Raw genomic sequence first — 23,161 nt, 5'->3', positions numbered from 1 at the left:
CGACGTTTTACAGCAACGGACTGAAGAAGTAAAACAGTCGCTCGGCGACACGTTGCCATAATGGACGTTTTAGCCATAAACGGGCATCGAGCAGACGTGAACGCGAAATATAATCGTCCTGAACGGCGGCAAGGTCTGCACCAAAACCTTTATCGTCGATTGCCAGGGTAATCTCGAAATTCAGCCACAGACTACGCATATCAAGGTTAACGGTGCCAACCAGACTTAGTTCGCCATCGACCAGCACGCTCTTGGTATGCAGTAACCCGCCTTCAAACTGATAAATTTTAACCCCAGCAGCAAGAAGTTCCGTAAAGAATGCGCGACTGGCCCAGCCGACCAGCATCGAGTCATTTTTTCGCGGAAGGATAATACTGACATCCACCCCGCGCTGCGCCGCCGTGCAAATCGCATGAAGTAAATCATCGCTTGGCACAAAGTAGGGCGTGGTCATGATCAAATATTCACGCGCCGAATAAGCCGCAGTCAATAATGCCTGGTGAATGAGATCTTCCGGAAAGCCGGGGCCAGAAGCAATTGTGTGAATGGTGTGACCGCTGGCCTGTTCAAACGGCATAATATTGACATCTGGTGGTGGCGGCAGAATACGTTTTCCGGTTTCAATCTCCCAGTCGCAGGAATAAATAATCCCCATCGCGGTGGCGATGGGGCCTTCCATACGCGCCATCAGATCAATCCATTGCCCTACGCCCGCATCTTGTTTGAAGTAGCGAGGATCGACCATATTCATGCTGCCGGTGTACGCGATGTAATTATCGATCATGATCATCTTGCGATGTTGGCGCAGGTCCATACGGCGTAAAAACACACGCATCAGATTGACCTTTAAGGCTTCGACCACTTCAATACCGGCATTACGCATTAGCTCGGGCCACGGGCTGCGGAAAAAAGCCACACTCCCGGCGGAGTCGAGCATCAATCGGCAATGAATGCCGCGTCGCGCAGCGGCCATTAATGATTCAGCCACCTGGTCCGCCATGCCGCCGGGCTGCCAGATATAAAACACCATCTCAATATTATGGCGCGCGAGCTGGATGTCGCGGATTAACGCCTGCATCACATCATCTGACTCGGTCATCAGTTGTAGCTGATTCCCTTTGACCCCAGCGATCCCCTGACGACGCTCGCAAAGCTTGAATAATGGCGCAGCGACACTGCTATTTTCTTCGGCGAAGATATGCTTACAGGCTTTAAGGTCGTTAAGCCATTTTGCGGTGGAAGGCCACATCGCTCTGGCGCGCTCAGCGCGGCGTTTGCCTAAATGGAGCTCGCCAACGGCAAGATAGGCAATAATTCCGACTAACGGCAGAATGTAAATAATCAACAGCCAGGCCATCGCGGAGGGAACTGCGCGTCGTTTCATTAGAATGCGTAAAGTTACGCCTGCAATGAGCAACCAGTATCCCAGAATGGCCAACCAACTCACCAACGTATAAACGGTTGTCATAGATTAGAAATCCTTTTGAAAGCGCATTGTTATGAGTTTACGCATATGGATTCATCTGGCAAATAAAAACGCGGGAAAAGCACTGGTCAGCGTCGGGGGTGGGGGTATAATGACCATTCTGTTATTGCATAGAGTAGTTAACATGAAGCGGAGTAGAACGGAAGTGGGGCGCTGGCGCATGCAGCGTCAGGCTAGCCGACGTAAATCGCGTTGGCTTGAGGGGCAATCGCGCCGAAATATGCGTATCCACAGCATCAGGAAGTGCATTCTAAACAAACAGCGTAACTCGTTATTGTTTGCGATCTACAATATCTAAATGTACTGGGCACCATTGCGGTGCCCAATAAGTTTACTCTTCCGTCTTTAAACTCTATTTTTGCGCCGATTCTTTACTGTCAGCTTTCGTTTCTTGTTCATCGTTATCGCTGAAAATACCATGACCTGAGTTCAACAACATTGAAACGAGCATATCATTATTAATCTCTTCACCATTTAAAACTCGCGCCAGAATTTCGCTGCCAAACAGTTGCGGTGAGAGAATGATATCCGGATGTACCATCTTAATCTTATTCAGGTTTTTGCTATCACTGACGGCGAGAACTGTTTTGACATCACTGCTCATATCTTTTGCCGAGAGTACAACAAACGCGTTATCTGCATCGTTATCACTCAGCGCCAGAATGGCCCGACAACGATCGATTCCCGCTTTCTTTAATACTGAACTGTCATTACTGTCACCGGGGATAACATCAGCGTTATCGCCTAAGCGTTGCTCAAGTTGCTTGATATCATCTTCAGGCAAGTTGCTGATAACCGTTACGTTTTGTCCGCGTTGATTCAGTTGCAGGATCGTATTGATGGCGAGAATCGAATGTCCGCAAACAATAAAATGATCTTTACGATGCATTGTATGATTGTTTCCTTTTACAAGTTTGTTGAATCCCCCGCGGATAAGCGGACCAAAAATTGAGGTCATAGATGTGGCAAAAACGGTAATGCCGGAAATAATGACCGAAATAGTGAACAATCGTGCTGATTCAGAAACAGGGACAATATCGCCATAGCCGACGGTTGACATGGTTTCTATCGAAAAATAGAACGCGGTCATCAAACTTTCTATTCGCGGATTAAAACCTTCGCTTAAATAAAGCGCACCGTAGGTTGAGTAAAACAGTAATGTCGTGAAACTAATAAATGCAAAAATTGTCCCGGCTGCGGCGCTACTGTGGGAGAAGTCTTTGCGCAGTATCAGCAAAAACACCAGCGTAAAAATGCAAAATCCAATACTAAATTTCAGCCAGGGATAAAAATGCAGGGTGTAAATTAGCGCTATCAACAACAAAATGATACTGATTGCCCATGCGAGCTTTGCCCGGAACAGTAAGCCAATGGAGTTCAGGACAAGAAAGACGCCGAGCATAAATAGTGGGGCGTTTGCCAGCAAGGAGAGATCCAACTCTGAAAATGCTTTGATATGGAAAATATCAAGCAAATTGACCGACATACCATAGATTGTTTTAAAAATAAGCAATCCATTTAAAAAGACGGCCAGCGCGAGAATGTCGTGCCGTAGGGTCACCCATAAATTTGTTGCTGTTTGTTTGAATGTAGCCCAGTGACTCACTGATACCTCTGTAACCACAATTTTGTTTAATAATCTTAGCGTGCACATTTTCTGAACATACATGCAGCGCGTGAATGTGTTAAACAATAGTAGATGACTTTATCGGCAGTAATCAAAGGTTTTGAGCGAGCAACTCTGCGTCAGGAAAGGGCATTTTCCTGAATATGTTCACATCATATAAAGAAATACAGATAAAGTTATTATCTGCTTGTGGTGGTGAATGCACTGACCGGCTATAAGGAAAGGCCAAACAAGAACACGGTTGCAAAAACCGTGTCCTTAAATATTGAATCTCTATTCAGAACACTTTCTTAAATGGTTTCACTGAAACGTGTTCATAGACTCCTGCCGCTACGTACGGGTCAGCATCGGCCCAGGCCTGAGCTGCTTCCAGCGATTCAAATTCAGCAATAACGGTTGAGCCAGTAAATCCCGCAGCCCCTGGATCGTTACTGTCTACCGCTGGCATTGGACCAGCTGTCAACAAACGACCTTCATCATGCAGTAACTGTAAACGTGCTAAATGTGCCGGACGAACGGAAAGGCGTTTTTCGAGGCTATCAGCTTTGTCTTGAGCGTAAATAACATACAACACGGGCACAACTCCTTGTTCGGGAAAGTTGTAAAGTACGTTATTTGAAAGGGCGAAGATCTGCAACGGAAAGATGATGTCTTTGTTAAGACCATGCATAAATTAAGGTCAATTACGCCAAAAATGACATTTTCACTGATCCTGATCGTCTTGCCTTATTGAATATGATTGCTATTTGCATTTAAAATCGAGACCTGGTTTTTCTACTGAAATGATTATGACTTCAATGACCCTTGATTTACCTCGCCGCTTCCCCTGGCCGACGTTACTTTCGGTCTGCATTCATGGTGCTGTTGTGGCGGGTCTGCTCTATACCTCGGTACATCAGGTTATTGAACTACCTGCGCCTGCGCAGCCAATTTCTGTCACGATGGTTGCGCCTGCTGATCTCGAACCGCCACAAGCCGTTCAGCCGCCACCGGAGCCGGTGGTAGAGCCAGAACCGGAACCTGAGCCGATCCCCGAACCACCAAAAGAAGCACCGGCGGTCATTGAAAAGCCGAAGCCGAAACCTAAGCCAAAACCGAAGCCGGTGAAAAAGGTACAGGAGCAGCCAAAACGCGATGTCAAACCCGTAGAGTCGCGTCCGGCATCACCGTTTGAAAATACGGCACCCGCACGCCTGACATCAAGTACGGCAACGGCTGCAACCAGCAAGCCGGTTACCAGTGTGGCTTCAGGACCACGCGCATTAAGCCGTAATCAGCCGCAGTATCCGGCACGAGCACAGGCATTGCGCATTGAAGGGCAGGTTAAAGTTAAATTTGACGTCACGCCGGATGGTCGCGTGGATAACGTACAAATCCTCTCAGCCAAGCCTGCGAACATGTTTGAGCGTGAGGTGAAAAATGCGATGCGCAGATGGCGTTATGAGCCGGGTAAGCCAGGCAGTGGGATTGTGGTGAATATCCTGTTTAAAATTAACGGCACCACCGAAATTCAGTAAGCAGAAAGTCAAAAGCCTCCGACCGGAGGCTTTTGACTATTACTCAACAGGTAAGGCGCGAGGTTTTCCTTCAGGATCAACCGCGACATACTTAAATAATGCTTCTGTCGCTTTATAGCGTTGCCCGATTGGTTCAGACGCTACTTTTTTCACCCACACTTCAATATTAATGCTGACCGATGTCGTCCCTTTCTGGACACAGCGTGCATAGCAGCACACCACATCGCCGACCGCAACCGGCCGTAAGAAAGTCATTCCTTCAACCCGCACAGTCACTACGCGACCGTGGGCAATTTCTTTTGCCAGAATAGCGCCGCCAATATCCATTTGTGACATTAACCAACCACCAAAGATGTCACCATTGGCATTGGTATCGGCGGGCATGGCTAAAGTACGTAAAACAAGATCGCCCTGAGGGACGTTATGTGTTGTAGACATGGTAAAACCGACTTAAAAGGAAAATCACAGGCGCGATGCTACTATGATTTTCCTGAGGAGAACAGAGGAGATACAGCGCCAGCCCCGAAGGACTGGCAGTCTGGTTAGGATTTATCTTCCTGCGGCATGTGGCGGTAGATATAGATACCGCTTAACAATGTGAAGATTAAGGTAAGGGCGGTCAGGCCAAAGACTTTAAAGTTGACCCAAATATTTTGCGGCAGCCAGAATGCGATGTAGATGTTTGCCAGACCGCAAAGGATAAAGAAAACAGCCCAGGCCAGATTTAGCTTCGACCATACCGGTTGCGGCAGCGTGAGTTCTTTACCCAGCATCCGCTGAATTAGCGGCTTTTTCATCACCCATTGGCTGACTAACAGGGCTCCCGCAAACAGAGCATAAATGACTGTAACCTTCCATTTAATAAACTCATCATTGTGGAAGAACAGCGTCAAGCCACCGAAGACGACCACCAGAACAAAAGTGATCAGGGCCATCTTCTCAACCTTACGAAAGCGAATCCAGCTATAGATAAGCACAATCGCCGTGGCGACGATCAGCGCCGCAGTAGCCGCATAGATGTCATAAATCTTGTAAAACGCGAAAAAGACAACCAGCGGTAAAAAATCAAGAAACTGCTTCATTTTACGATTCCGTAATCAAATGCTTAAGGTTATTGGCGAATCAACATATACAGGCGGAACAGATAGATGAGCAATATGGCAGAAATCAGGTTGCTCAAGGTGTTCGCCAGTACGGCACCAATTTCCGGGGTTAATGCGGCAAAAGAAGAGGCAAAAAGCAGCAACAGTGTTTTTGCCAGCAACCAGCTCAGTACTGCGGGTGCCACCAGACGCATATTCGCCCAAGTCAGCCGCATACTGCTACGCATCGAGGCAAAAATGCCCATTTTGTCCTGTACCAGCATCACCGGTGCCAGGGCCAGTAAAATGGCCATGATAATTCCCGGAACGACCACCAGCATGATGCCAATCTGTACTAAAAGGGTAGTCAGAAAAATCAGAATAAATAACTTGGGCAATATCGGCGCACTGGCACCAATAGCTCGCAGCGCACTGACTCTCTGACCCGCAGACACCAGCTGGATAATTAATATTACGCCTCCGGCGAGAATGGCGTTACCGATTAATCCTGAAAAAGTGGACGCCGCTGAAGCCTGCAGCAAAATTTGTTGCTGTTCCGGTGACATATTCTGAACCAGGTCGAACAACCCACTACTGCCGCTAACGGGCACGCCGTCATTGAGCTGCGCAAGCTGTGCATCACTGGGTGAGAAAACATGCCCTAACACCACTGTGATAAACGCACATAGCAACGATACCAACAGAATGGTCATAAATTGATTACGGAAGAAATTTCCGGTGTCACGGTATACGGACTGCGCCGTGATAGACATGCACTCTCCTTGAGTTTTATGCAGGTGTTAATTAGCGGGCAATTGTACCCTGGTTAAGCCTCGGGTGGCAGCATCAGGTCTTGTATGGAAAAGCATATCTTTGTAAAGCGGAGGTAATTGCTGGCCTTCAGGCGTGGGCAAACCGCGGCAAGTGGCGATCGAGTTAATATTTGCGTAGAGAAAATATTTAAAAATTGATTTAAATCACATTAACCAGGATTCTCAATGCAACTTCTAAATTAATCCAGATCAATAAATGGTGAATTATCATATGTAATGTGATCTATGTAGGATCATTTGTTACTCCAATGTAGGTATATTCGTCACGTTTTTATAACCATAACGACGGAGCGGATATGAAAAAGTTAACAGTGGCGGCTTTGGCAGTAACAACTCTTCTTTCTGGCAGTGCCTTTGCGCATGAAGCAGGCGAATTTTTTATGCGTGCAGGTTCTGCAACCGTACGTCCAACAGAAGGTGCTGGTGGTACGTTAGGAAGTCTGGGTGGATTCAGCGTGACCAATAACACTCAACTGGGCTTGACGTTTACTTATATGGCGACCGACAACATTGGTGTGGAATTACTGGCAGCGACGCCGTTCCGCCATAAAATCGGCACCCGGGCGACCGGCGATATTGCAACCGTTCACCATCTGCCGCCAACACTGATGGCGCAGTGGTATTTTGGTGATGCCAGCAGCAAATTCCGTCCTTACGTTGGGGCCGGTATTAACTACACCACCTTCTTTGATAATGGATTTAACGATCATGGCAAAGAGGCGGGGCTTTCCGATCTCAGTCTGAAAGATTCCTGGGGAGCTGCCGGGCAGGTGGGGGTTGATTATCTGATTAACCGTGACTGGTTGGTTAACATGTCAGTGTGGTACATGGATATCGATACCACGGCTAAGTATAAATCTGGTGTTACTACCGTGAAAGACTCGGTACGACTGGATCCGTGGGTGTTTATGTTCTCTGCCGGATATCGCTTTTAATTTTCTCTGCAAAATCTCTGCAAAACTCCTCTGCAAAACTGGTCATCAAATGACCAGTTTTTTCCACTCTTTACCGCGTACATCGTTGTAAATATCGGTCATTTTTTGATTCGAATGACCCAGCAAAATTTGGGTATCAATTCCCTGCTCCCTGAACAATCGCTCTGATAAAGATCTCTGCTCATGGAAAGAGGGTGGAGTGCCATTAGCGCGCCAGTTGTAATCCACAGAATCCCGGGCTTTTTTAAATGCAACTGTCAACGTTGCTGGCTTAACCATCCCGCCGCGCTTAGCTGTCCCTTTAGCATGATGGTGGTGCAATAACCACGGACTAAGAACGCAATCGCGACAGGATGACACTACATCATCCAGGGTGAGATTTAATTTATCGCAACGCAGAGCCAGAGGGATGGCAATCCGGGTTCCTGTTTTTTGCTGTTCGACATGAAGATAACCATCCCTGATATCCGAAAATTTCATTTTGCAAATATCTGAAAGGCGCTGGCCTGTCATCAGCGCCAGCAGCATACCACGTTGTAAAAAGTAACCATCCTTTTCCGCTGCATTATAAATCATCATCCACTCATCAAAGGTCAGTCGTTGCCGTGATATCCGTACCTGTGGTTTTTTTGCCGATTCTGCAGGGTTAAAGCCTGGCGAGACATCGCCCGTTTGCTGGGCCTCCCGGAAAACATCAATCAGTACTTTCCTGAAAATTTGTCCCATTCTGTTATGTCCTTTTGCCTTGTAATCTTCCAGCACCGATACCACATCTTTTACGGTTATGGCATCTAAAGGTCTGGTACCAAAACGTTCATCAAATACCCTGAGAGGGGATGCTTTCTGTTTCAGTGTGTTGAGTTTGATCTCTCCGTTTTCATATCTTTCCTGTTGAATTTTTCGGTAACTATTCAGAAAAACAGAAACGGTTGATGAACCACCGGTATCACGAATAATTTTCTCCTGCAGAGTGAGCATTTGTTCCATTTGTTGCCTGGCAAGACGGCTGTTCGCTTCTGCTGCAATAGCTTCTGCCTGTTTCTGGTCAATACTGCCGAGCCCGTGATTTTTTCCTGTTATGGGATGCCTGTAACGCCAGTAAACTTTGTTATTTCTTTTGTCAAAATACGGAGATAATCCCGGAACTTCAGTTTTATATTTTCGTGGGCGCGCCATCTTCCAGTATCCTCTTCAAAGCAGGGTGATCTGTGGCGATCACTTCCGGCTTGTTTACCATTCCGACAAAGCGAGCTCGAGGATCCACTCGCCAGTGTCTTCCAACTTTTTTGGGGAGAGGAAATATCATTCCGGCTTTAGCGTATTTACTTAACGTGCCCGGAGTCGGGACCGGGTCACTGAATTCCTCTTTTGCCCACTCAGTGAGAAGAATAAGTCTTGCCATGAGAGTTGTTCGCTAATCATGGTCGCCGCCACTATAGCTTGCGGGCGACGACCGGGGTTGAACATTAAAAATCAGCCTGACTCGGGATCAGTTTTTGCCAGATGGCTGAAACGTATTTTGCCTGGTAACGCGCATCGTGCAGCGCGTTATGGCGTTCACCTTCGAATGGAATAGTCGTTCTTGCGTCGAAATCCATCACCAGTCCCAGAGCAACCATCGTTCTTACATCGCGATCATTGGTGTAACGCCACGGGCAGGGGATCCCCTGCCGTTCATATGAACGGCGTAAAATCACGTTGTCGAAAGTTGCACCGTTACCCCAGACCTGAACAAAAAATTCACCGGAGTTTTCGTCGATAAATTCCCGGAATTGCAGCAGTGCATCATCCAACGGGATTTCATCGGTCAGAATGGCGGATTGTGCTTCGCGTGACTGTTTCAGCCACCACTTAATGGTGCCCCGATCGATGACCCCGCCTGCGGTTTCCAGATCGATAGTTTTGCTGAATTCTGGCCCCATCTTTCCGGTTGCCGGATCAAAAAAATTACCGGCTATAGCGTTTATTGGCGCATCAGGATTTTTTCCCATTGTTTCAAGGTCAATCATCAGATGGTGCCACAACCTGCTGGTGGATGTGATTTTATGATGACCGTTCACTTTAATTAAGGGATTTGCTGTCTCGCCAGTTTTATTATCGCTGGCGTGATACTGATCGCTGACAGTGTTCTCCTTGTGCAGATGTTCAGTGCCTTCCATTTCCTCCGGATCATTTTCCTGAGCTTCAGCCTGATTCTCTTCATCGAATGTTTCCTGGTAGGTTGCGTTCCCCATCACCGCACCACAGTCAGGACAGTTGCCGCCACCGGTCTGACCGCATGCGGTGCAAACTTTTTCCGGTTCTTGTTGCACTTCTGGTTCAGGCAGTTTCGTTTCTGGCTCGTTTTGTAACGCATTTGGACTGTTTTGTTCCGCTTTCTGGTCGTTTTGTTCCGATTCGGGCTGGTTCTGGTTCACAGAATCGCGGGTTTCAATCCCCTTAACCCATTTCGGATCATTCGGGTCGCTAATCCCTTCAACAAATTCACCACGTGATGCAGCAAGCAATTTATCGGTGTCAGGCTGGCTGATATTGGCTGCCTGCATAATTTTGTTTACTTCGTCAGCGGTAACTTTTACCGGCTCTGGTTGTTCTGAATCTTCTGCGGTATCTGTATTTTGCTGTAAGCCCGTATATGTGCCATTTTTTCGGGCAAAATATTCTTCTTTTGAGATTTCGGTACCACCGGCAGCCAGCGCCTTGTCCAGGCCAGAAAGTTTGTTTGCCCTGCCGTATTTTTCCCCGTCCTTATCGGTAAAGACGAAATAAAACGGTCCTTCACGCTCTACAGATGGTTCAGCTTCCACCAGGATTTCATTTTTTTGAGAATTGGATTCCGCCGTCTCCACTGGATCAGTTTGTGCTGCTGACGACAGGATAGCATCAGCAGAGCTCTGGTCTGTTTCTTCATGTTCAAACACGCCCTTTGTCGTCAGGTATTCGCTGATGTATTTGTTCAGTGCAACGGGATCTTTGTGAATGTCGATCGGGCGCTCACGAACAAGGCCAAAAATAGTCTGACGGTCATAGCGAAGCGCATCAGTCTGTTTGCGCATTGATGCAGAGATACGCTTCCAGTCTTCGCGATCCTTGTCGATAACCTCATTTTTAGCCCAGCGATGGATGGTACCGTCAATGTTTCCGGCATCAATATCACCAGGCCAGAGAGCGTAAGCCAGCTCTTCATCCAGGGTTTTCCATGTCTGCTTGTATTCGCGACGAATGGCAGTAGTGACAGGGTTGATTTTTGCTGCTGAGTTTTCAGTGTGCTGTTGGTTGACTCTGGCGCGGGCCAGCTCAACAACAGAAGTATGTTTCCCGGTTTCTTTTCGTTCTGCTTCGCGACGTTTTTTCCAGGTGCGCATCTCTGCCTGAATTTCTGGCCATTTGGCACCAGGCTTACATTTATGCTTAACCCACCCGATGGCATACAGCTTAAGCTCCGGATACATGGCGTTAACTTCTGGCATTTTCATCAAAGCTTCCACGATATGTCCGTCGAAGGTTGCCATGTCTTCCTGCAACAATTCCTGTGCGCTAATCACCATATCAACGGTGATGTTTTCACATGTATCGAACTTAACCATGACAGCGTTCTGTACTTCAGGGGCCAGCTTGTCAAAAGTGACGTTCATCGGATCTGATTCAGGTTCGACCGGGACAAAGGAAGCAGACGCCTCATCCCAGCGGTTTTCCAGCATATATTCAGCATCCCAGGAGTCGAGGGCTGGGCGGGGTGTACCGGGTTTATCCTCACAGACAAGAAATTTATAAGCGCAGTCCTGAGCAGCCGGATAATGTTCAAGGAATTGCCAGTGAAATTTTGCGCGGGCGCGACGTTCATCACCGGCTTCAATGGCTGTGGCCACAGCAACAGCGCCCTCGTTTTTTATTGCCTGTTCGTCAGGAATGGCGGCGCAAATAAATATTTTACTCATTGTGTTTAAACCTCATTACAGATTTCAGGGTGAACGAATCCCTGCCATTGCTGGCATTTTTAATCCGTTGGTATGGCGTTAATATGGCTGGCGGGTTATCCAGCCGGTATTTCGTTATTCAGGTACAGCGATACTTTGTTTAACGGGAGACATTCACCGGAAATTTTTTGCTCGTCTCTTGCCTGATGGCAGGATTCTTTACTGGCATAAATTCCGGTAATCACTTTCTGTGGCTCACCTGTTATCAGAAAAACCGTCATCATCAGTGTAAACGCTGAACTCACTGCTGCCCTCCGAAAATGCCAAGTTCAAGAAGGGCAATTCTGGAGAGTATGGAATTATCATTGAGAAGATAAGGCTCATATTTTCTCATCCTGATGGCGTCCTCAGTAAACTCCCGGTTACTGAGCAGAATACCAATATTAAAACACCCTTCAGACGTATTAACTTTTGGTAGTGACGTTTCCATTATCGCGTCCTCAACAATGAATTTTGTGATGTGGTGCCTGGTGCCTCCAGGTGACGTTAACCAGTTAACAATTAACGCCGGATTGTTAGTTGATGTCTGTTACGCCAGTAAAAGACCGCTTGTTTTAACTGTTCCGCGTGCGCTTAGCCGCATTCACCGCATCACAAAATACACTTTAAAAATGGCGGATATCCATTTCCGCCGAATCACCAGAAAAGTGATAACAGAGGTTGTTGTGGCGGTGTTGTCACTCAGGCGTATGGTCAACCTGACAACCCGGTGCATTTTCTGGAGTAATGGAGGAAGCCCCAGCCATACTTACCGCCGCGCCATTTCGCGGATTGCCACAACCGGAAGCGCACGATCGAATTAAATTTAACGACGACCTGTACAGAGAGACTAACTTCGCCGTGCGCTTTCGTGTTATGACCTGACTTTTCAGGGATATGTTCTTTCAGTAAACTGTCAGTGCCGGATTCTTATCCGTGTCCGGCGCACGACCACACGTGACAGCGTGTTGGTCTCCATTTTTAACCCAGAACCTCTATGGAGGATAAAATGCACTCTAAATCAAATCGATATTATGTTCATGTGCAGTTATTTGAAGCAACAATGGAACAGGAGAAAAAGTTCGAGACTCTGATGCCAAATTTTAAATACTCCAGGATGATTAATGAAGGTGACGTTGAATATAAATTGTTGCCAGGGGCATACGTTATTCAGTCAACGCTCAATTCGAATCAAATACTTGAACAAACCTTTTCTGTTGCTAATTCAGTTGGTGTTAATGCTCACATTTTTGTTTGCCCTTATGATGAAAGTGCAACCCTTTTGCCTAGTGCTGATTTTGGCACTTACTAACTAAATTTAATTTATGTTCAAGTTCGGCTATTTGCATACGTAGTGCTTTAACCATTGTTTCATGATAAATCTCACTCACTCCACCTGGGTGTGGGGTGAATTTAGGTGAATAATCTTTGTTTTCAGAACTCAGCTTCTCTTCGTACAGCTTGATAAAGGCATTACGCACATTATGGGATATATTGTCGATGGTTTCTTTTTCTACGGTACTCAGGTCAAGAGTCGCCAGTTGAGAACGAACTATATTCGCTGCCATATCCTGGAATGGTACTGGTAAATCTTTAAATTCCATCGTCAACCTCATCAGTCAGTGTTTCTGGCTAACCAGCGATGCGCGCCAGCTTCAGTTTTAAACGTTTTGCTTCTGGTATACGTCATCGCGGTAAACGTGCCGTCCTGGTTAGGGAACACACCGCATACCAGAGATTCGTTGTTGCCAAGATTGAGTGTATCCATGTTGACCTCATTTGCCCTTAACGCCGGGTAGCGGAACTGTTTGCTGAGAACACCGTGCGGTGTCTTGATGGATTGTAACTTAGTTTTCTCATGGCGCTTGGTCAAGTGTTTTTGATGAGAAAACTCAATATTTAATGCAAAACAAAGCCAATACATTGAAATGTAAGGCTTTAAATTTTGTGAAGGGGGTTATTGATGTTTGTTACGTTTGCGAGCTTCTAGTAGCTCGGTGAATAGGCGATTAAAATTCTCAACGCGGGCACGGAGTTCGCTGATCTGTGCTTGCTGCTCTGATTTTGGAAGTGCGCGATACAATCGCAACATCTCCGACTCATCTTCCGATAAGTCTAAGGCGCTGTTGAGTGCAACTGGTGGATCTGGTGTTTTATCCTCGTCACCAAACAGTATCCAAGTTGGTGAACATTGCAATACCTCAGCCAGGCGATGCAAATTTTGCCCGCGCGGGGCTGTATGGTCGCTTTCCCATAGTGAAATTGATGAGCCAGATACACCAGCAGCTTTGCTTAAATCGTTTTGACTTAAACCAACCTGTTTGCGTCTTTCTCTAATTCGTTGACCTAAAGTTTTCTCGTTCATATTTAGATATCTTAATAACCCTTGACTTGAGATTCCTTGAGTGGTTACTATTGAGAAAACTCAAGCCTGGAGGGGTGATGTTTAAATCAGACGTAATTAATTTTTATGGGACGAAAGCCAAAGTAGCGAAAGCTGCTGGTGTTGATCCATCTGCTGTTTCTCAATGGGGGAAACTGGTCCCTGAAGGTCGCGCGATGCGCCTGCAAGAGGCATCCGGCGGGGAGCTTCAGTATGACCCCAAAGTTTATGACGAATATCGTAAGACGAAGCGGGCGGGGCGGTTGAACAATGAAAATCACCCTTGAGCAGGCACGCGATGCCCTGGATGCCTGGATAAGCCGACCAGGAATGACGCAGGAGCAGGCGACGATATTAATTACTGAAGCCTTCTGGGCTCTACAGGAACGCCCGAACATCGATGTTCAGCGTGTCACGCTTGATGATGGCGGGGTTGATCAGCGTGCGCTTGGCGTTAACCGGGTGAAGATATTCGAACGCTGGAAGGCTATCGACACCAGGGATAAGCGTGAAAAATTCACGGCGCTGATTCCGGCAATTATGGAGGCTATCCGGATTAGTGATTTCAGGTTGTACCGCGAAATTACTGACGGAAAAAGCATTACGTACATGATTGCCGGGTTAAACAAAGAATATGGCGATGTGGTGGAGTCCGGGCTGCTTTTTGCAGATCCAGCTGTTGTGGAACGTGAGACAGACGAGCTTATAGAAAAAGCAATCGCTTTCAAGCGTGCCTATCGTCACCAGTACCAACAAAAAGCCGGATGGAATTATGAGCCTTCTTTTTGCTGAACGCCCGCTGGTTATAAACACACAGCTGGCGATGAAGATTGGTTTAAACGAAGCCATTGTGTTGCAGCAACTGCATTACTGGTTGAGGGATACCAGTTCCGGCATGGAATGTGATGGCGTTCGCTGGATTTACAACACAACGGAACAATGGCTGGAACAGTTTCCGTTCTGGTCAGAGTCAACGTTAAAGCGTGCGTTTGCAAGTCTGAAAGCGCTGGGGCTTTTGCGTAGCGAAAAGCTCAATAAATCGAAGCGTGATATGACTAATTTTTACACAATTAACTACGATAGCGCGCTTTTAGATGATGGCAAAGTGAACGAATCCATCGGGTCAAAATGCGCCACTCCATCAGGTCAAAATGACACGATGGAAGAGGTCAAAATGAAACGTTCCATTGGTTCAAAACGGCCCAATGTCATCAGGTCAAAATGGCCCGATGATCCTACAGAGAATACAACAGAGAATACAACAGAGAATAAAAAACTCTCTTGTCCGGACGCTTCGCAACCGGACGAGTTGACGGCTGAACAGGCGTTTTTAACCCGCCATCCTGATGCAGTTGTGTTCAGCGTGAAAAAACGCCAGTGGGGAACCCGGGAGGATTTGACATGTGCGCAGTGGATCTGGGGGCGGGTTGTAAACCTGTACGAACAGGCTGCCAGTGACGATGGTGAGATCACGCGACCGAAAGAGCCCAACTGGACGGCGTGGGCCAATGACGTGCGCACAATGCGGATGCTGGATGGAAGAAGTCACAGACAAATTTGCGAAATGTTCAGCCGGGCACAACGGGATCCGTTCTGGATAAAAAACATCAAGAGCCCGGAAAAACTCCGTGAGAAATGGGATGAACTGGTTATTCGACTGTGGCGTGGTCCCGCGCAGCGTTGCGTGAATCATATTTCTGAACCGGATACCGAAATTCCGCCGGGTTTCAGGGGGTAGCGCATCATGAAAAACATTACGTCAGGTGGTGTTCTGGCAAGAGTCAGCAGATTTGTGCCGCAGGATGCAATCCCTCCGTACCGTACGGTGACGGAGTGGCGGGAATGGCAGCTTGCTGAAGGGTGTAAGCGAAGCGAGGAGGTTAATCGTCTGAATCATCAGACGCGGGTTGAAAAAATCATTAACCGCTCCGGTATCCAGCCGCTTCACCGGAAGTGTACGTTCGGTAACTACCGGGTGCAGAACGATGGTCAGCGCCATGCCCTGAGTCAGGCGAAATCCATTGCGGCAGAGCTGGAAGGCGGCTGTACGAATTTTGTTTTCAGTGGCAGGCCTGGCACAGGAAAAAACCACCTGGCGGCGGCTATTGGCAACCACCTTCTGGCGAAAGGTCGCAGTGTGATTGTGATAACAGTGGCGGATGTGATGCTGGCGTTACATGGCAGCTACGACAACAAAAACTCGGGCGAAAAATTTTTGCAGGGATTGTGTGGCGTTGACCTGCTGGTACTGGATGAAATTGGCATGCAACGGGATACGCGTAATGAGCAGGTCACGCTGAATCAGATTGTTGACCGCAGAACGGCATCGTTACTCAGTGTGGGGATGCTGACAAATCTTAACCATGCAGCGATGAATACACTTCTCGGCGAGCGGGTGATGGACCGCATGTCCATGAACGGTGGTCGCTGGGTGACGTTTAACTGGGAGAGCTGGCGTCCGAACGTCAGCCAGCACAGGAACTGAGAAGTAATTTTTATCCGGAGGAAGTTTTAATGGAAACCGTATTGCATGCACTGAAAACGATGGGTAAAGCCAATTCTGTTGAACTGGCGGCGCGGCTTGATATCAGCCGTGAAGAAGTTCTCAACGAACTGTGGGAACTCAAAAAAAATGGCGTTGTTGATAAAACGGGTCACACCTGGTTTCTGGCTGGTGAAGGTGAATCCGGGGTAACCGAAGAACAGCCAGCACAGTCTGAAGTACCGGATGTGCTGACCGGGGAGGTCGAACAAAAAGTTACCGCGGACATGATGATTGAGTTTATCTGTCAGGATGGGGCTAAAACGTGTGAGGAACTGGCGGATAAGTTCGGTGTTAGCATTCGCAAGGTTGCTTCCACGTTGGCGGTCGTAACAGCAACGGGGCGCCTGGCACGCGTAAATCAGAACGGTAAATTTCGTTACTGCATACCGGGCGCTGATTTACCGGCAGAGCCGGAAGCTGCATCCGTAGCGGAAACCGATGGTAAAGCCTTTCCTCAGCCAGCATGTGTTGCGTTACCAGTCCGGGAAGCGGAAACACAGGAAGAAATAAAAACGGAAAGTGTGGCGGTCACAGTGCAGTCACAGCCGTCGTTCACCAGAAAGCATCCGGATGGGCTGATTTTACCATCGCTGCATGTGGCTAACCGCGAGCTGCGCCGGGCAAAAGGTCAGGTTCAGAAGTGGGAGCGAGTCTGCGCCGCGCTGCGGGAGCTGAACAAGTGCCGGGATATTCTCCGGGATATTACCGCCACCAGAGAACAGCAGCGGTGAGTGGGTGGAAGACGTGGTGCCGGGCTGAAATTCTGATACTCCGGCAGTGCGCGGGAACGATGACTGTCGAAAGTATCGGCAGTCTGATTGGTCGTAGCGAGGCAGCGGTCAGAGCGAAAGCCCGGGATAAGGGAATAAGCCTGATGCTGCAGGGTGATTTTCGCCTGTCAGCCAAATTACCGTATAAAGCGATGGACTGCCTGAAGCGAAACGGACTGATTGGCGCTGAGGATAGTTTACGATGACCTGGCCTGAGGCATTCGTAACGGCAGGAGTTGCAATGGCGGTAGCGCTGGTGGTTTATTCGATTTGCCGCTGGGGTTGACGTAATTACTAATCCGGGGCTATATTCACCGCACGGTCGAGTTGACCGTCGGGATTGAGACCCCGGATATTCAACCGCGACAGACACACGCCGCGGGCGTGTTTTTTATTGTCGTATGCGCACGCACATCTGAATTATGGTGAGGCGTATGGGGCAGCCGAAAGGCTGGCCGGTTGGTTGATCCGGTAGTCTCAACCCTGTACGTCTCGCCACCTGATGATTGAGACCTGAAGGTGGTGATAGTTAAATTCATCAACCAGAGGGCGTTATCATGACGACTCAAGTTACTGTCAAAAACCTTTCCCCTGTCACTTATAACCAGATTCCTGTAATCACAACTGAGTTACTCGCCCGCCTTTACGGAGCAGAAGCAATCCGTATACAGCAGAATCACCATGAAAATAAATCTCGATTTATTGAGGGAAAACACTTCTTTAAAGCTGTTGGTGATGAGCTCAAAAATTTGCGACTAGTTTTAAACGAGTCGCAAAATGAGGTGAAAATTTCTCCCAAAACCCGCACTCTCATCCTCTGGACAGAACGCGGAGCAGCCCGTCATGCAAAAATGCTCGAAACCGATCAGGCGTGGGAAGTATTCGAAAAACTCGAAGACAGTTACTTCAACCAGTACGAGAAAGAGCGGGCTATGGGAAAAATGAATATCGATTTTCACCTGGCGATCCGTGACGATAAAACCGCCTTCATCCGAAGTTATGCGCCTGGCCAGCTGGTGACGGTTGAAGAAGCCCTGGCTTTGCTTAAATCGCGCGGATGGCTGGTAATGCCACGAGATGAACTGGCCGGAAAATTAATGGAGCTTTAACCGATTGAGTTAACCTTGATATGGGAATTCCCATATCGGGAGAACATTACCATCGGGGATAAAATGATTTGCGGGGAAAGAAGAGTTAAGTAGAATTGCTGCGGGTGCTTGAGGCTGTCTGCCTCGGGCATGCCGCCGTAAGGCAGACAGAGAAAAGCCCCAGTTAACATTACGCGTCTTGCAGGACGCTTAACATTAATCTGAGGCCAATTTCATGCTTTGCACATGTAGGTTAGCCTCTTACGTGCCGAAAGGCAAGGAGAAGCAGGCTATGAAGCAGCAAAAGGCGATGTTAATCGCCCTGATTGTCATCTGTTTAACCGTCATAGTGACGGCACTGGTAACGAGGAAAGACCTCTGCGAGGTACGAATCCGAACCGGCCAGACGGAGGTCGCTGTCTTCACAGCTTACGAACCTGAGGAGTAAGAGACCTGGCGAGGGAGAAATCCCTCGCCACCTCTGATGTGTCAGGCATCCTCAACGCACCCGCACTTAACCTGCTTCGGCGGGTTTTGTTGTATTAGAATATCAGGATATTACCTGGATCCCGTTTTTCTCGACAACTGAAAGAAGCCGAAGAGCTGCACCTCCCGGGCGTTTCACTCCTCGTTCCCAGTCTGATATCAGGTTTTTACTGACGTTGAGGTATCTGGCAAAAACAGGTTGAGACAGATGCTCTCGTTCTCGCAGTGCACGGATCCTTTCTGGAGACATTACCGGCGCAGGCTGAAGACAAGTTTCATCGAATTCGCGCATAGTTTGATTTGTGATTGCACCGATATCATGGAGTGACTCCATCATTTCATGTACAGATGCAAGTGCATCACTGCGGTAATTTTTACTCATTGGGTACCTCCGTGAACTGGCCTTGTTGAATCAATTGTGCCAGCTGTTCATCAGTAAGATTGAGGACATGGGGAGCGGCTTTTCGAAAAGCATTTTCCTCTATAGCAGTGATATTCTCTCGTTCATTCTTTGCGTATGCGTAGATGAAAAAGGCTTTTTCTGCAACGCGGTAAAAAATTATTGTCCGGTAACCGCCTGATTTTCCGCCACCACTTCGGGCTAATCTTTGTTTAATGACACCACTACCCAAATTTGCGGATATGATCCCCCTTATCGGCCTGCTCCACGATTTTGCGCAGCGATTTATCGGAAATCCGATGTTTTCGGGCGAAACGTTCAAACCAGGCGTTTTTGAAAATTCGCATACCTGCCTCTGCATTTGATATAACACATAGTGTTACACCATGTGGACTATGGAGGCAATCTTTATTTGAGAATGCTTGCTGATTTATCGGTGTTCAAAAAACAGACGTAATTCAGATTGTATAAACGGCAGACAGAAAAAGTCATTGTTCTTGCGCATAAAATCCTCAGATTTACTGAGTGAAATGCGTCTCTTTTCATGGTTATAGTCCGAGAGAAGCGATAATGCATTTCATTTCCTTTACGTCAGGAGGTGTTGTGAAAATCCCAGCCAGTTTGATCCCGGGGTTTTATGAGAGCACGCGCCCGGTTGTTGTTTACAGAAACAGTGATGGTTCTTTTCAATGTGGTTTTGTTATGCGAAGTAATGAGGTTGTTGTAAGCCTTTCTCTTCTTTCTGAGGTAAGAGAGTTGGCAGGATTACCTGTTGATGATATTCAGAAGCAGCTATAAAATCAGGCTGACTTGAACCGTCGCTGAGAAACACCGTGCCACCGGAGATCCCGATGGCGCACGATAGCAGATTGCACAATTCTGCCGCCCTTGCCAGTAGGCAAGGGCGGTGTTCGCACGTATTTAAAACCGACTGGTTCCAGCATCCCCCATGCACTGAAGAACAGGCCGAATGGCTGATCCTGTGTTACCGCAGGCGCGGATATGAGTTTGAGAAAGCCCTCCGCTTCGATCGTCGTCACTGGATAATCTCCGTCAGGCTCCCTTATTCCGAATGCCCACCGCGTCCGTCCCGCACATTCCAGCAGCGCATCTGGAGGTAACGTGCGGGTATTACTTCGACCTGTTCTGGTACCGGAACTCGGTCTGGTTATCGTTAAGCCAGGCCGTGAATCAATGTCAGTATTCCATAACGGCAGAATATTGGTGGAGCCGGAACCGAAAAACATGCGCGGTCTGCCGTCCGGAGTCGTTCCTGCCGTTCGCCAGCCGCTGGCAGAGGATAAAACATTACTGCCATTTTTCAGCGATGAGCGGGTTATTCGTGCAGCAGGTGGTGCAGGTGCACTGTCTGACTGGTTATTACGTCACGTGAAATCCTGCCAGTGGCCACACGGCGATTATCATCACAGCGAAACCGTCATTCACCGTTATGGTACCGGCGCGATGGTGTTGTGCTGGCACTGTGACAACCAGCTGCGCGACCAGACATCAGAATCACTCGATCAACTTGCTCAGCAGAATCTGGTTGCCTGGATGATTGATGTCATCCGTCACGCAATAAGCGGTACGCAGGAGAGGGAGTTATCGCTGGCCGAATTATCCTGGTGGGCGGCCTGCAATCAGGTGGTGGATGCACTACCTGAGGCAGTAGCGCGTCGTTCGCTGGGATTACCAGCGGAAAAAATCCGCTCCGTATACCGTGAGAGTGACATCGTACCGGGAGAACAGACAGCCATCAGCATACTGAAGCAGCGCACAAAAAATATTGCGCTGCCACTTCACGTCCACCAGCAACAAAATCCACCACAGAAAAAAACGGTTGTCAGTATCGCCGTTGATCCGGAGTCTCCTGAATTGTTCATGAGGCGGCCTAAACGTCGCCGTTGGGTTAATGAGAAATACACGCGCTGGGTAAAGACACAGCCGTGTGCGTGTTGTGGTAAGCCAGCTGACGATCCGCATCACCTGATTGGTCATGGTCAGGGGGGAATGGGGACAAAGGCCCACGATATTTTCACGCTACCGTTGTGCCGGGAGCACCACAACGAACTTCATGCAGACCCGCTGAAGTTTGAGAAAAAGTACGGCTCTCAGATTGAGTTAATTTTTCGTTTTCTTGATCACGCCTTTGCGACTGGCGTGCTCGGGTAAAAGAGGTGACTGATGCTCATAGATTTGGTTTTACCTTACCCGCCGACGGTGAACACTTACTGGCGACGCCGTGGCAGCACATATTTTGTATCAAAAGCCGGGGAGCGTTATCGCCGGGCAGTGGCGCTTATTGTTCGCCAGCAGCGACTGAAATTAAGCCTGTCCGGACGGCTGGCAATAAAAATTATTGCAGAGCCACCGGATAAGCGCCGCCGTGACCTGGACAATATTCTGAAAGCACCGCTGGATGCGCTGACGCACGCGGGGTTGTTAATGGACGATGAGCAGTTTGATGAAATCAATATTGTACGTGGCAAGCCAGTATCTGGTGGACGGCTGGAGATAAGAATTACAGAGGTGGGTGTGCATGAATAACCAGTATTTACAGTTTGTTCGTGAGCAACTCATGATTGCCACTGCGGATCTTAGTGGGTCGACAAAAGGCCAGCTGGAAGCCTGGCAGGAAAATGCCCTGTTCGATACAGGGCGTTACAGACGCAAAAAAATTCGTTACCGCGATGAGGTAACCGGAAAAATGATCACGCGGGATAATCCCCCGATCCCGGGTAAACAATCACTGGCGAAAGGCTCATCAATTGCCCTGGTCAGTCCGGTTGAGTTTTCGACATCATCATGGCGACGCGCCGTTCTGTCTCTTGAAGAACATCATAAAGCCTGGCTGCTGTGGTGTTACAGCGGTAGCATTTGCTGGGAGCATCAGATCGCGATAACGCAGTGGGCGTGGACTGAATTTAATGCTCAATCCGGTACCAGAAAAATTGCAGGAAAAACTCTGGTGCGCCTGAAGACGTTGATCTGGTTGGCGGCGCAGGCGGTAAAAGCTGAGCTTTTTGGTGGGGAAGGTTACGAATACCAGGAACTGGCGTTACTGGTGGGAGTAACAACCAAAAACTGGTCCAAGACATTTACTGGTCACTGGGTTGCAATGAAACACATTTTTCATCGGCTGGATAGTGAAGCTTTATTGTTGGTGGAGGGAACACGTTCAAAACAAAAGGCGGCATTTTCATAGCAAAGTATTGCAAAAGTAGATAAAAAGGCATATGTTTCGTGTAAATCTGATATTTTGCCGTTATTATACGTGATGACAAAGCCACTAAAACCCGTGACCGAGCGGGTTTTTTACCCCCCAAAAAATGGCATAGACATTAAACGTGATGACGATTGTGCCAATACTTTCTCCATCAATGACGCCCCTTGACTGCATGGAATCCAATTTGTTATGTAATGTGTGTTGATATTTTTGAGTTGTTAATGGTGTTACTATGGATGACAGTGCTCTGCTCAGAAACTCTTCACTTTTTGTTGCTTATATGGGCTGTCTCGGATGGGGGAGCGCTTATTTCTATGGATGGGGTACTTCATTTTACTATGGCTTTCCATGGTGGGTTGTCGGGGCTGGTGTCGATGATGTAGCACGAAGTTTGTTTTATGCTGTGACAGTTATCGTTATATTCCTTATTGGATGGGGAGTTGGTATTGTTTTCTTTTTGGGCATAAAACAAAAGCGCAATATACAAAATTTGAGTTTTATCCGGCTTTTTCTCGCGATATTGCTGCTTTTTATTCCACCTGTTCTGGAGTTTTCTGTAATTCATCAGCATGTTGAGCCAGATGTACTGATTTTCTGCGTTCTTGCTGCCTTTGCAATCACGCTTTTTGTCAGGTCTGGAAGAAGACTTGTTTCAGTCAAATGTTTTTCGGAAATGTCTGTTATTCGCCATCACCGAATTGAGTTCATGATGGCTGGGTTTATGATTTATTTCTGGGCATTCTCTCTTATTGCCGGTTGGTACAAACCACAGTTTAAGAGGGAATATCAGGCGGTCCACTATGAGAATGTATGGTATTACATTATTG

35 protein-coding genes and 2 pseudogenes are annotated in these 23,161 nt (G+C 47.8%); 19 read left to right on the top strand and 18 right to left on the bottom strand.

Features of this window, described 5'->3' with window-relative positions; genetic code table 11:
- Window positions 1-7 precede the first annotated feature (7 nt).
- Window positions 8-1,468, bottom strand: a complete 1,461-nt coding sequence (gene cls, locus E0D98_RS03840; RefSeq protein WP_000214516.1) for a cardiolipin synthase — start codon at window positions 1,466-1,468, stop codon at window positions 8-10.
- A gap of 142 nt (window positions 1,469-1,610) precedes the next feature.
- Between cls and E0D98_RS03835 the strand changes: the two genes are divergently transcribed.
- Window positions 1,611-1,784, top strand: coding sequence for a YciY family protein (locus tag E0D98_RS03835; protein WP_001309467.1), 174 nt, complete (start codon window positions 1,611-1,613; stop codon window positions 1,782-1,784).
- Between the two features lie 54 nt (window positions 1,785-1,838).
- Here E0D98_RS03835 and kch read toward each other — a convergent pair whose 3' ends face one another.
- Together kch and E0D98_RS03825 are read right to left on the bottom strand one after the other, a co-directional pair.
- Window positions 1,839-3,092, bottom strand: coding sequence for a voltage-gated potassium channel protein (kch, locus tag E0D98_RS03830; RefSeq protein ID WP_000020078.1), 1,254 nt, complete (start codon window positions 3,090-3,092; stop codon window positions 1,839-1,841).
- Window positions 3,093-3,390: 298 nt separating this feature from the next.
- A complete protein-coding gene (locus E0D98_RS03825; RefSeq protein ID WP_000967595.1) occupies window positions 3,391-3,687 on the bottom strand; it encodes a YciI family protein in 297 nt (98 codons plus the stop codon).
- A 223-nt stretch (window positions 3,688-3,910) separates the two neighbouring features.
- On the opposite strand from E0D98_RS03825, the gene tonB reads away from it, so the two are divergent.
- On the top strand, window positions 3,911-4,630 hold the full coding sequence (tonB, locus tag E0D98_RS03820) for a TonB system transport protein TonB (protein ID WP_000171273.1): 720 nt from the start codon (window positions 3,911-3,913) through the stop codon (window positions 4,628-4,630).
- A gap of 39 nt (window positions 4,631-4,669) precedes the next feature.
- On the opposite strand, the gene yciA is transcribed toward tonB, so the two are convergent.
- The 4 genes and pseudogenes from yciA to E0D98_RS03800 all read right to left on the bottom strand — a co-directional run.
- Window positions 4,670-5,068, bottom strand: coding sequence for an acyl-CoA thioester hydrolase YciA (yciA, locus tag E0D98_RS03815; RefSeq protein ID WP_000108160.1), 399 nt, complete (start codon window positions 5,066-5,068; stop codon window positions 4,670-4,672).
- Between the two features lie 104 nt (window positions 5,069-5,172).
- Window positions 5,173-5,712 (bottom strand): septation protein A, encoded by a 540-nt coding sequence (locus E0D98_RS03810; protein WP_000808655.1) that lies wholly within the window; start codon window positions 5,710-5,712, stop codon window positions 5,173-5,175.
- Between the two features lie 29 nt (window positions 5,713-5,741).
- Window positions 5,742-6,485 (bottom strand): YciC family protein, encoded by a 744-nt coding sequence (locus tag E0D98_RS03805; RefSeq protein ID WP_000028540.1) that lies wholly within the window; start codon window positions 6,483-6,485, stop codon window positions 5,742-5,744.
- Window positions 6,486-6,512: 27 nt separating this feature from the next.
- Window positions 6,513-6,602, bottom strand: a pseudogene (locus E0D98_RS03800) (YkgJ family cysteine cluster protein); the annotation flags it as partial.
- A 239-nt stretch (window positions 6,603-6,841) separates the two neighbouring features.
- Between E0D98_RS03800 and ompW the strand changes: the two are divergent.
- Window positions 6,842-7,480, top strand: coding sequence for an outer membrane protein OmpW (gene ompW, locus E0D98_RS03795; protein WP_000737224.1), 639 nt, complete (start codon window positions 6,842-6,844; stop codon window positions 7,478-7,480).
- Between the two features lie 45 nt (window positions 7,481-7,525).
- Here ompW and E0D98_RS03790 read toward each other — a convergent pair whose 3' ends face one another.
- From E0D98_RS03790 to dicB, 5 genes are all read right to left on the bottom strand, one after another.
- Window positions 7,526-8,656, bottom strand: coding sequence for a phage integrase Arm DNA-binding domain-containing protein (locus E0D98_RS03790; RefSeq protein ID WP_000113694.1), 1,131 nt, complete (start codon window positions 8,654-8,656; stop codon window positions 7,526-7,528).
- The gene (locus E0D98_RS03785) at window positions 8,634-8,882 is read right to left on the bottom strand and encodes an excisionase (RefSeq protein WP_000113183.1); all 249 of its coding nucleotides are present in this window, start codon (window positions 8,880-8,882) and stop codon (window positions 8,634-8,636) included. The genes E0D98_RS03790 and E0D98_RS03785 overlap by 23 nt, the downstream gene beginning before the upstream one ends.
- 64 nt (window positions 8,883-8,946) lie before the next feature.
- The gene (locus E0D98_RS03780; protein ID WP_050877200.1) at window positions 8,947-11,418 is read right to left on the bottom strand and encodes an exonuclease; all 2,472 of its coding nucleotides are present in this window, start codon (window positions 11,416-11,418) and stop codon (window positions 8,947-8,949) included.
- 95 nt (window positions 11,419-11,513) lie between these two features.
- Window positions 11,514-11,702, bottom strand: a complete 189-nt coding sequence (locus E0D98_RS03775; protein WP_000092839.1) for a DUF1482 family protein — start codon at window positions 11,700-11,702, stop codon at window positions 11,514-11,516.
- Entirely contained in the window at window positions 11,699-11,887 is a 189-nt protein-coding gene (gene dicB / locus E0D98_RS03770; RefSeq protein ID WP_131890513.1) for a cell division inhibition protein DicB, read from the bottom strand. The genes E0D98_RS03775 and dicB overlap by 4 nt, the downstream gene beginning before the upstream one ends.
- Window positions 11,888-12,183: 296 nt before the next feature.
- On the opposite strand from dicB, the gene E0D98_RS27510 reads away from it, so the two are divergent.
- Complete coding sequence (locus E0D98_RS27510; RefSeq protein WP_169195797.1) at window positions 12,184-12,321, top strand: hypothetical protein; 138 nt, start codon at window positions 12,184-12,186, stop codon at window positions 12,319-12,321.
- Window positions 12,322-12,445: 124 nt separating this feature from the next.
- Window positions 12,446-12,748, top strand: a complete 303-nt coding sequence (locus tag E0D98_RS03760) for a hypothetical protein (RefSeq protein ID WP_131890510.1) — start codon at window positions 12,446-12,448, stop codon at window positions 12,746-12,748.
- Here the strand turns inward: E0D98_RS03760 and E0D98_RS03755 are convergent.
- The 3 genes from E0D98_RS03755 to E0D98_RS03745 form a co-directional block, all read right to left on the bottom strand.
- The gene (locus E0D98_RS03755) at window positions 12,723-13,040 is read right to left on the bottom strand and encodes a hypothetical protein (protein ID WP_131890507.1); all 318 of its coding nucleotides are present in this window, start codon (window positions 13,038-13,040) and stop codon (window positions 12,723-12,725) included. The two genes, E0D98_RS03760 and E0D98_RS03755, sit on opposite strands and share 26 nt — an antisense overlap.
- A gap of 11 nt (window positions 13,041-13,051) precedes the next feature.
- A complete protein-coding gene (locus E0D98_RS03750; protein WP_000380317.1) occupies window positions 13,052-13,204 on the bottom strand; it encodes a DUF1391 family protein in 153 nt (50 codons plus the stop codon).
- 189 nt (window positions 13,205-13,393) lie between these two features.
- Window positions 13,394-13,801, bottom strand: coding sequence for a helix-turn-helix domain-containing protein (locus E0D98_RS03745; RefSeq protein ID WP_001003380.1), 408 nt, complete (start codon window positions 13,799-13,801; stop codon window positions 13,394-13,396).
- Between the two features lie 77 nt (window positions 13,802-13,878).
- Between E0D98_RS03745 and E0D98_RS03740 the strand changes: the two genes are divergently transcribed.
- The 8 genes and pseudogenes from E0D98_RS03740 (at window position 13,879) to hokD (ending at window position 18,670) form a co-directional block, all read left to right on the top strand.
- Window positions 13,879-14,106, top strand: a complete 228-nt coding sequence (locus E0D98_RS03740; RefSeq protein ID WP_000476991.1) for a Cro/CI family transcriptional regulator — start codon at window positions 13,879-13,881, stop codon at window positions 14,104-14,106.
- Window positions 14,090-14,611, top strand: coding sequence for a toxin YdaT family protein (locus E0D98_RS03735; RefSeq protein ID WP_000705131.1), 522 nt, complete (start codon window positions 14,090-14,092; stop codon window positions 14,609-14,611). Before E0D98_RS03740 ends, E0D98_RS03735 begins: the two co-directional genes overlap by 17 nt.
- A complete protein-coding gene (locus tag E0D98_RS03730) occupies window positions 14,592-15,557 on the top strand; it encodes a hypothetical protein (RefSeq protein ID WP_000054520.1) in 966 nt (321 codons plus the stop codon). Before E0D98_RS03735 ends, E0D98_RS03730 begins: the two co-directional genes overlap by 20 nt.
- A gap of 6 nt (window positions 15,558-15,563) precedes the next feature.
- A complete protein-coding gene (locus E0D98_RS03725) occupies window positions 15,564-16,304 on the top strand; it encodes an ATP-binding protein (protein WP_050877166.1) in 741 nt (246 codons plus the stop codon).
- A gap of 29 nt (window positions 16,305-16,333) precedes the next feature.
- Window positions 16,334-17,095: a DUF1627 domain-containing protein gene (locus E0D98_RS03720; RefSeq protein ID WP_000450895.1), complete on the top strand. Its 762-nt coding sequence runs from the start codon at window positions 16,334-16,336 to the stop codon at window positions 17,093-17,095.
- Window positions 17,092-17,271: pseudogene (locus E0D98_RS27800) on the top strand (DNA-binding protein); the annotation flags it as partial. The gene E0D98_RS03720 and the pseudogene E0D98_RS27800, both read left to right, overlap by 4 nt.
- Before the next feature lie 420 nt (window positions 17,272-17,691).
- Window positions 17,692-18,243: an ORF6N domain-containing protein gene (locus E0D98_RS03705; protein ID WP_050868072.1), complete on the top strand. Its 552-nt coding sequence runs from the start codon at window positions 17,692-17,694 to the stop codon at window positions 18,241-18,243.
- Window positions 18,244-18,514: 271 nt separating this feature from the next.
- Window positions 18,515-18,670 (top strand): type I toxin-antitoxin system toxin HokD, encoded by a 156-nt coding sequence (gene hokD / locus E0D98_RS03700; RefSeq protein ID WP_000813254.1) that lies wholly within the window; start codon window positions 18,515-18,517, stop codon window positions 18,668-18,670.
- 102 nt (window positions 18,671-18,772) lie between these two features.
- On the opposite strand, the gene E0D98_RS03695 is transcribed toward hokD, so the two are convergent.
- Genes E0D98_RS03695 through E0D98_RS28395 form a run of 3 tightly spaced genes read right to left on the bottom strand, consistent with a single transcriptional unit; the run spans window position 18,773 to window position 19,455 of the window.
- Window positions 18,773-19,090, bottom strand: coding sequence for a DNA-binding transcriptional regulator (locus tag E0D98_RS03695; protein ID WP_050868074.1), 318 nt, complete (start codon window positions 19,088-19,090; stop codon window positions 18,773-18,775).
- On the bottom strand, window positions 19,083-19,340 hold the full coding sequence (locus E0D98_RS03690) for a type II toxin-antitoxin system RelE/ParE family toxin (RefSeq protein WP_024173694.1): 258 nt from the start codon (window positions 19,338-19,340) through the stop codon (window positions 19,083-19,085). Before E0D98_RS03690 ends, E0D98_RS03695 begins: the two co-directional genes overlap by 8 nt.
- A complete protein-coding gene (locus E0D98_RS28395) occupies window positions 19,333-19,455 on the bottom strand; it encodes a type II toxin-antitoxin system RelE/ParE family toxin (RefSeq protein WP_001365959.1) in 123 nt (40 codons plus the stop codon). Before E0D98_RS28395 ends, E0D98_RS03690 begins: the two co-directional genes overlap by 8 nt.
- A gap of 256 nt (window positions 19,456-19,711) precedes the next feature.
- Here E0D98_RS28395 and E0D98_RS03685 point away from each other — a divergent pair, with 256 nt between their 5' ends.
- The 6 genes from E0D98_RS03685 to E0D98_RS03660 form a co-directional block, all read left to right on the top strand.
- Entirely contained in the window at window positions 19,712-19,906 is a 195-nt protein-coding gene (locus tag E0D98_RS03685; protein ID WP_000701093.1) for a hypothetical protein, read from the top strand.
- Window positions 19,907-19,959: 53 nt separating this feature from the next.
- A complete protein-coding gene (locus tag E0D98_RS03680) occupies window positions 19,960-20,229 on the top strand; it encodes a hypothetical protein (protein WP_064758325.1) in 270 nt (89 codons plus the stop codon).
- Between the two features lies 1 nt (window position 20,230).
- On the top strand, window positions 20,231-21,280 hold the full coding sequence (locus E0D98_RS03675) for a DUF968 domain-containing protein (RefSeq protein WP_131890504.1): 1,050 nt from the start codon (window positions 20,231-20,233) through the stop codon (window positions 21,278-21,280).
- Window positions 21,281-21,292: 12 nt separating this feature from the next.
- Window positions 21,293-21,655, top strand: coding sequence for a RusA family crossover junction endodeoxyribonuclease (locus E0D98_RS03670; protein ID WP_000904136.1), 363 nt, complete (start codon window positions 21,293-21,295; stop codon window positions 21,653-21,655).
- Window positions 21,648-22,313, top strand: coding sequence for a bacteriophage antitermination protein Q (locus E0D98_RS03665; protein WP_050868118.1), 666 nt, complete (start codon window positions 21,648-21,650; stop codon window positions 22,311-22,313). Before E0D98_RS03670 ends, E0D98_RS03665 begins: the two co-directional genes overlap by 8 nt.
- Before the next feature lie 253 nt (window positions 22,314-22,566).
- On the top strand, window positions 22,567-23,161 hold a 595-nt coding region (locus E0D98_RS03660), incomplete at its 3' end, for a hypothetical protein (protein WP_131890501.1).

It is taken from the genome of Escherichia sp. KCJ4928 (genome assembly GCF_004352695.1).
Taxonomy (GTDB): Bacteria; Pseudomonadota; Gammaproteobacteria; order Enterobacterales; family Enterobacteriaceae; genus ECMA0423.
This window is presented reverse-complemented; position numbering and strand designations above follow the sequence as displayed.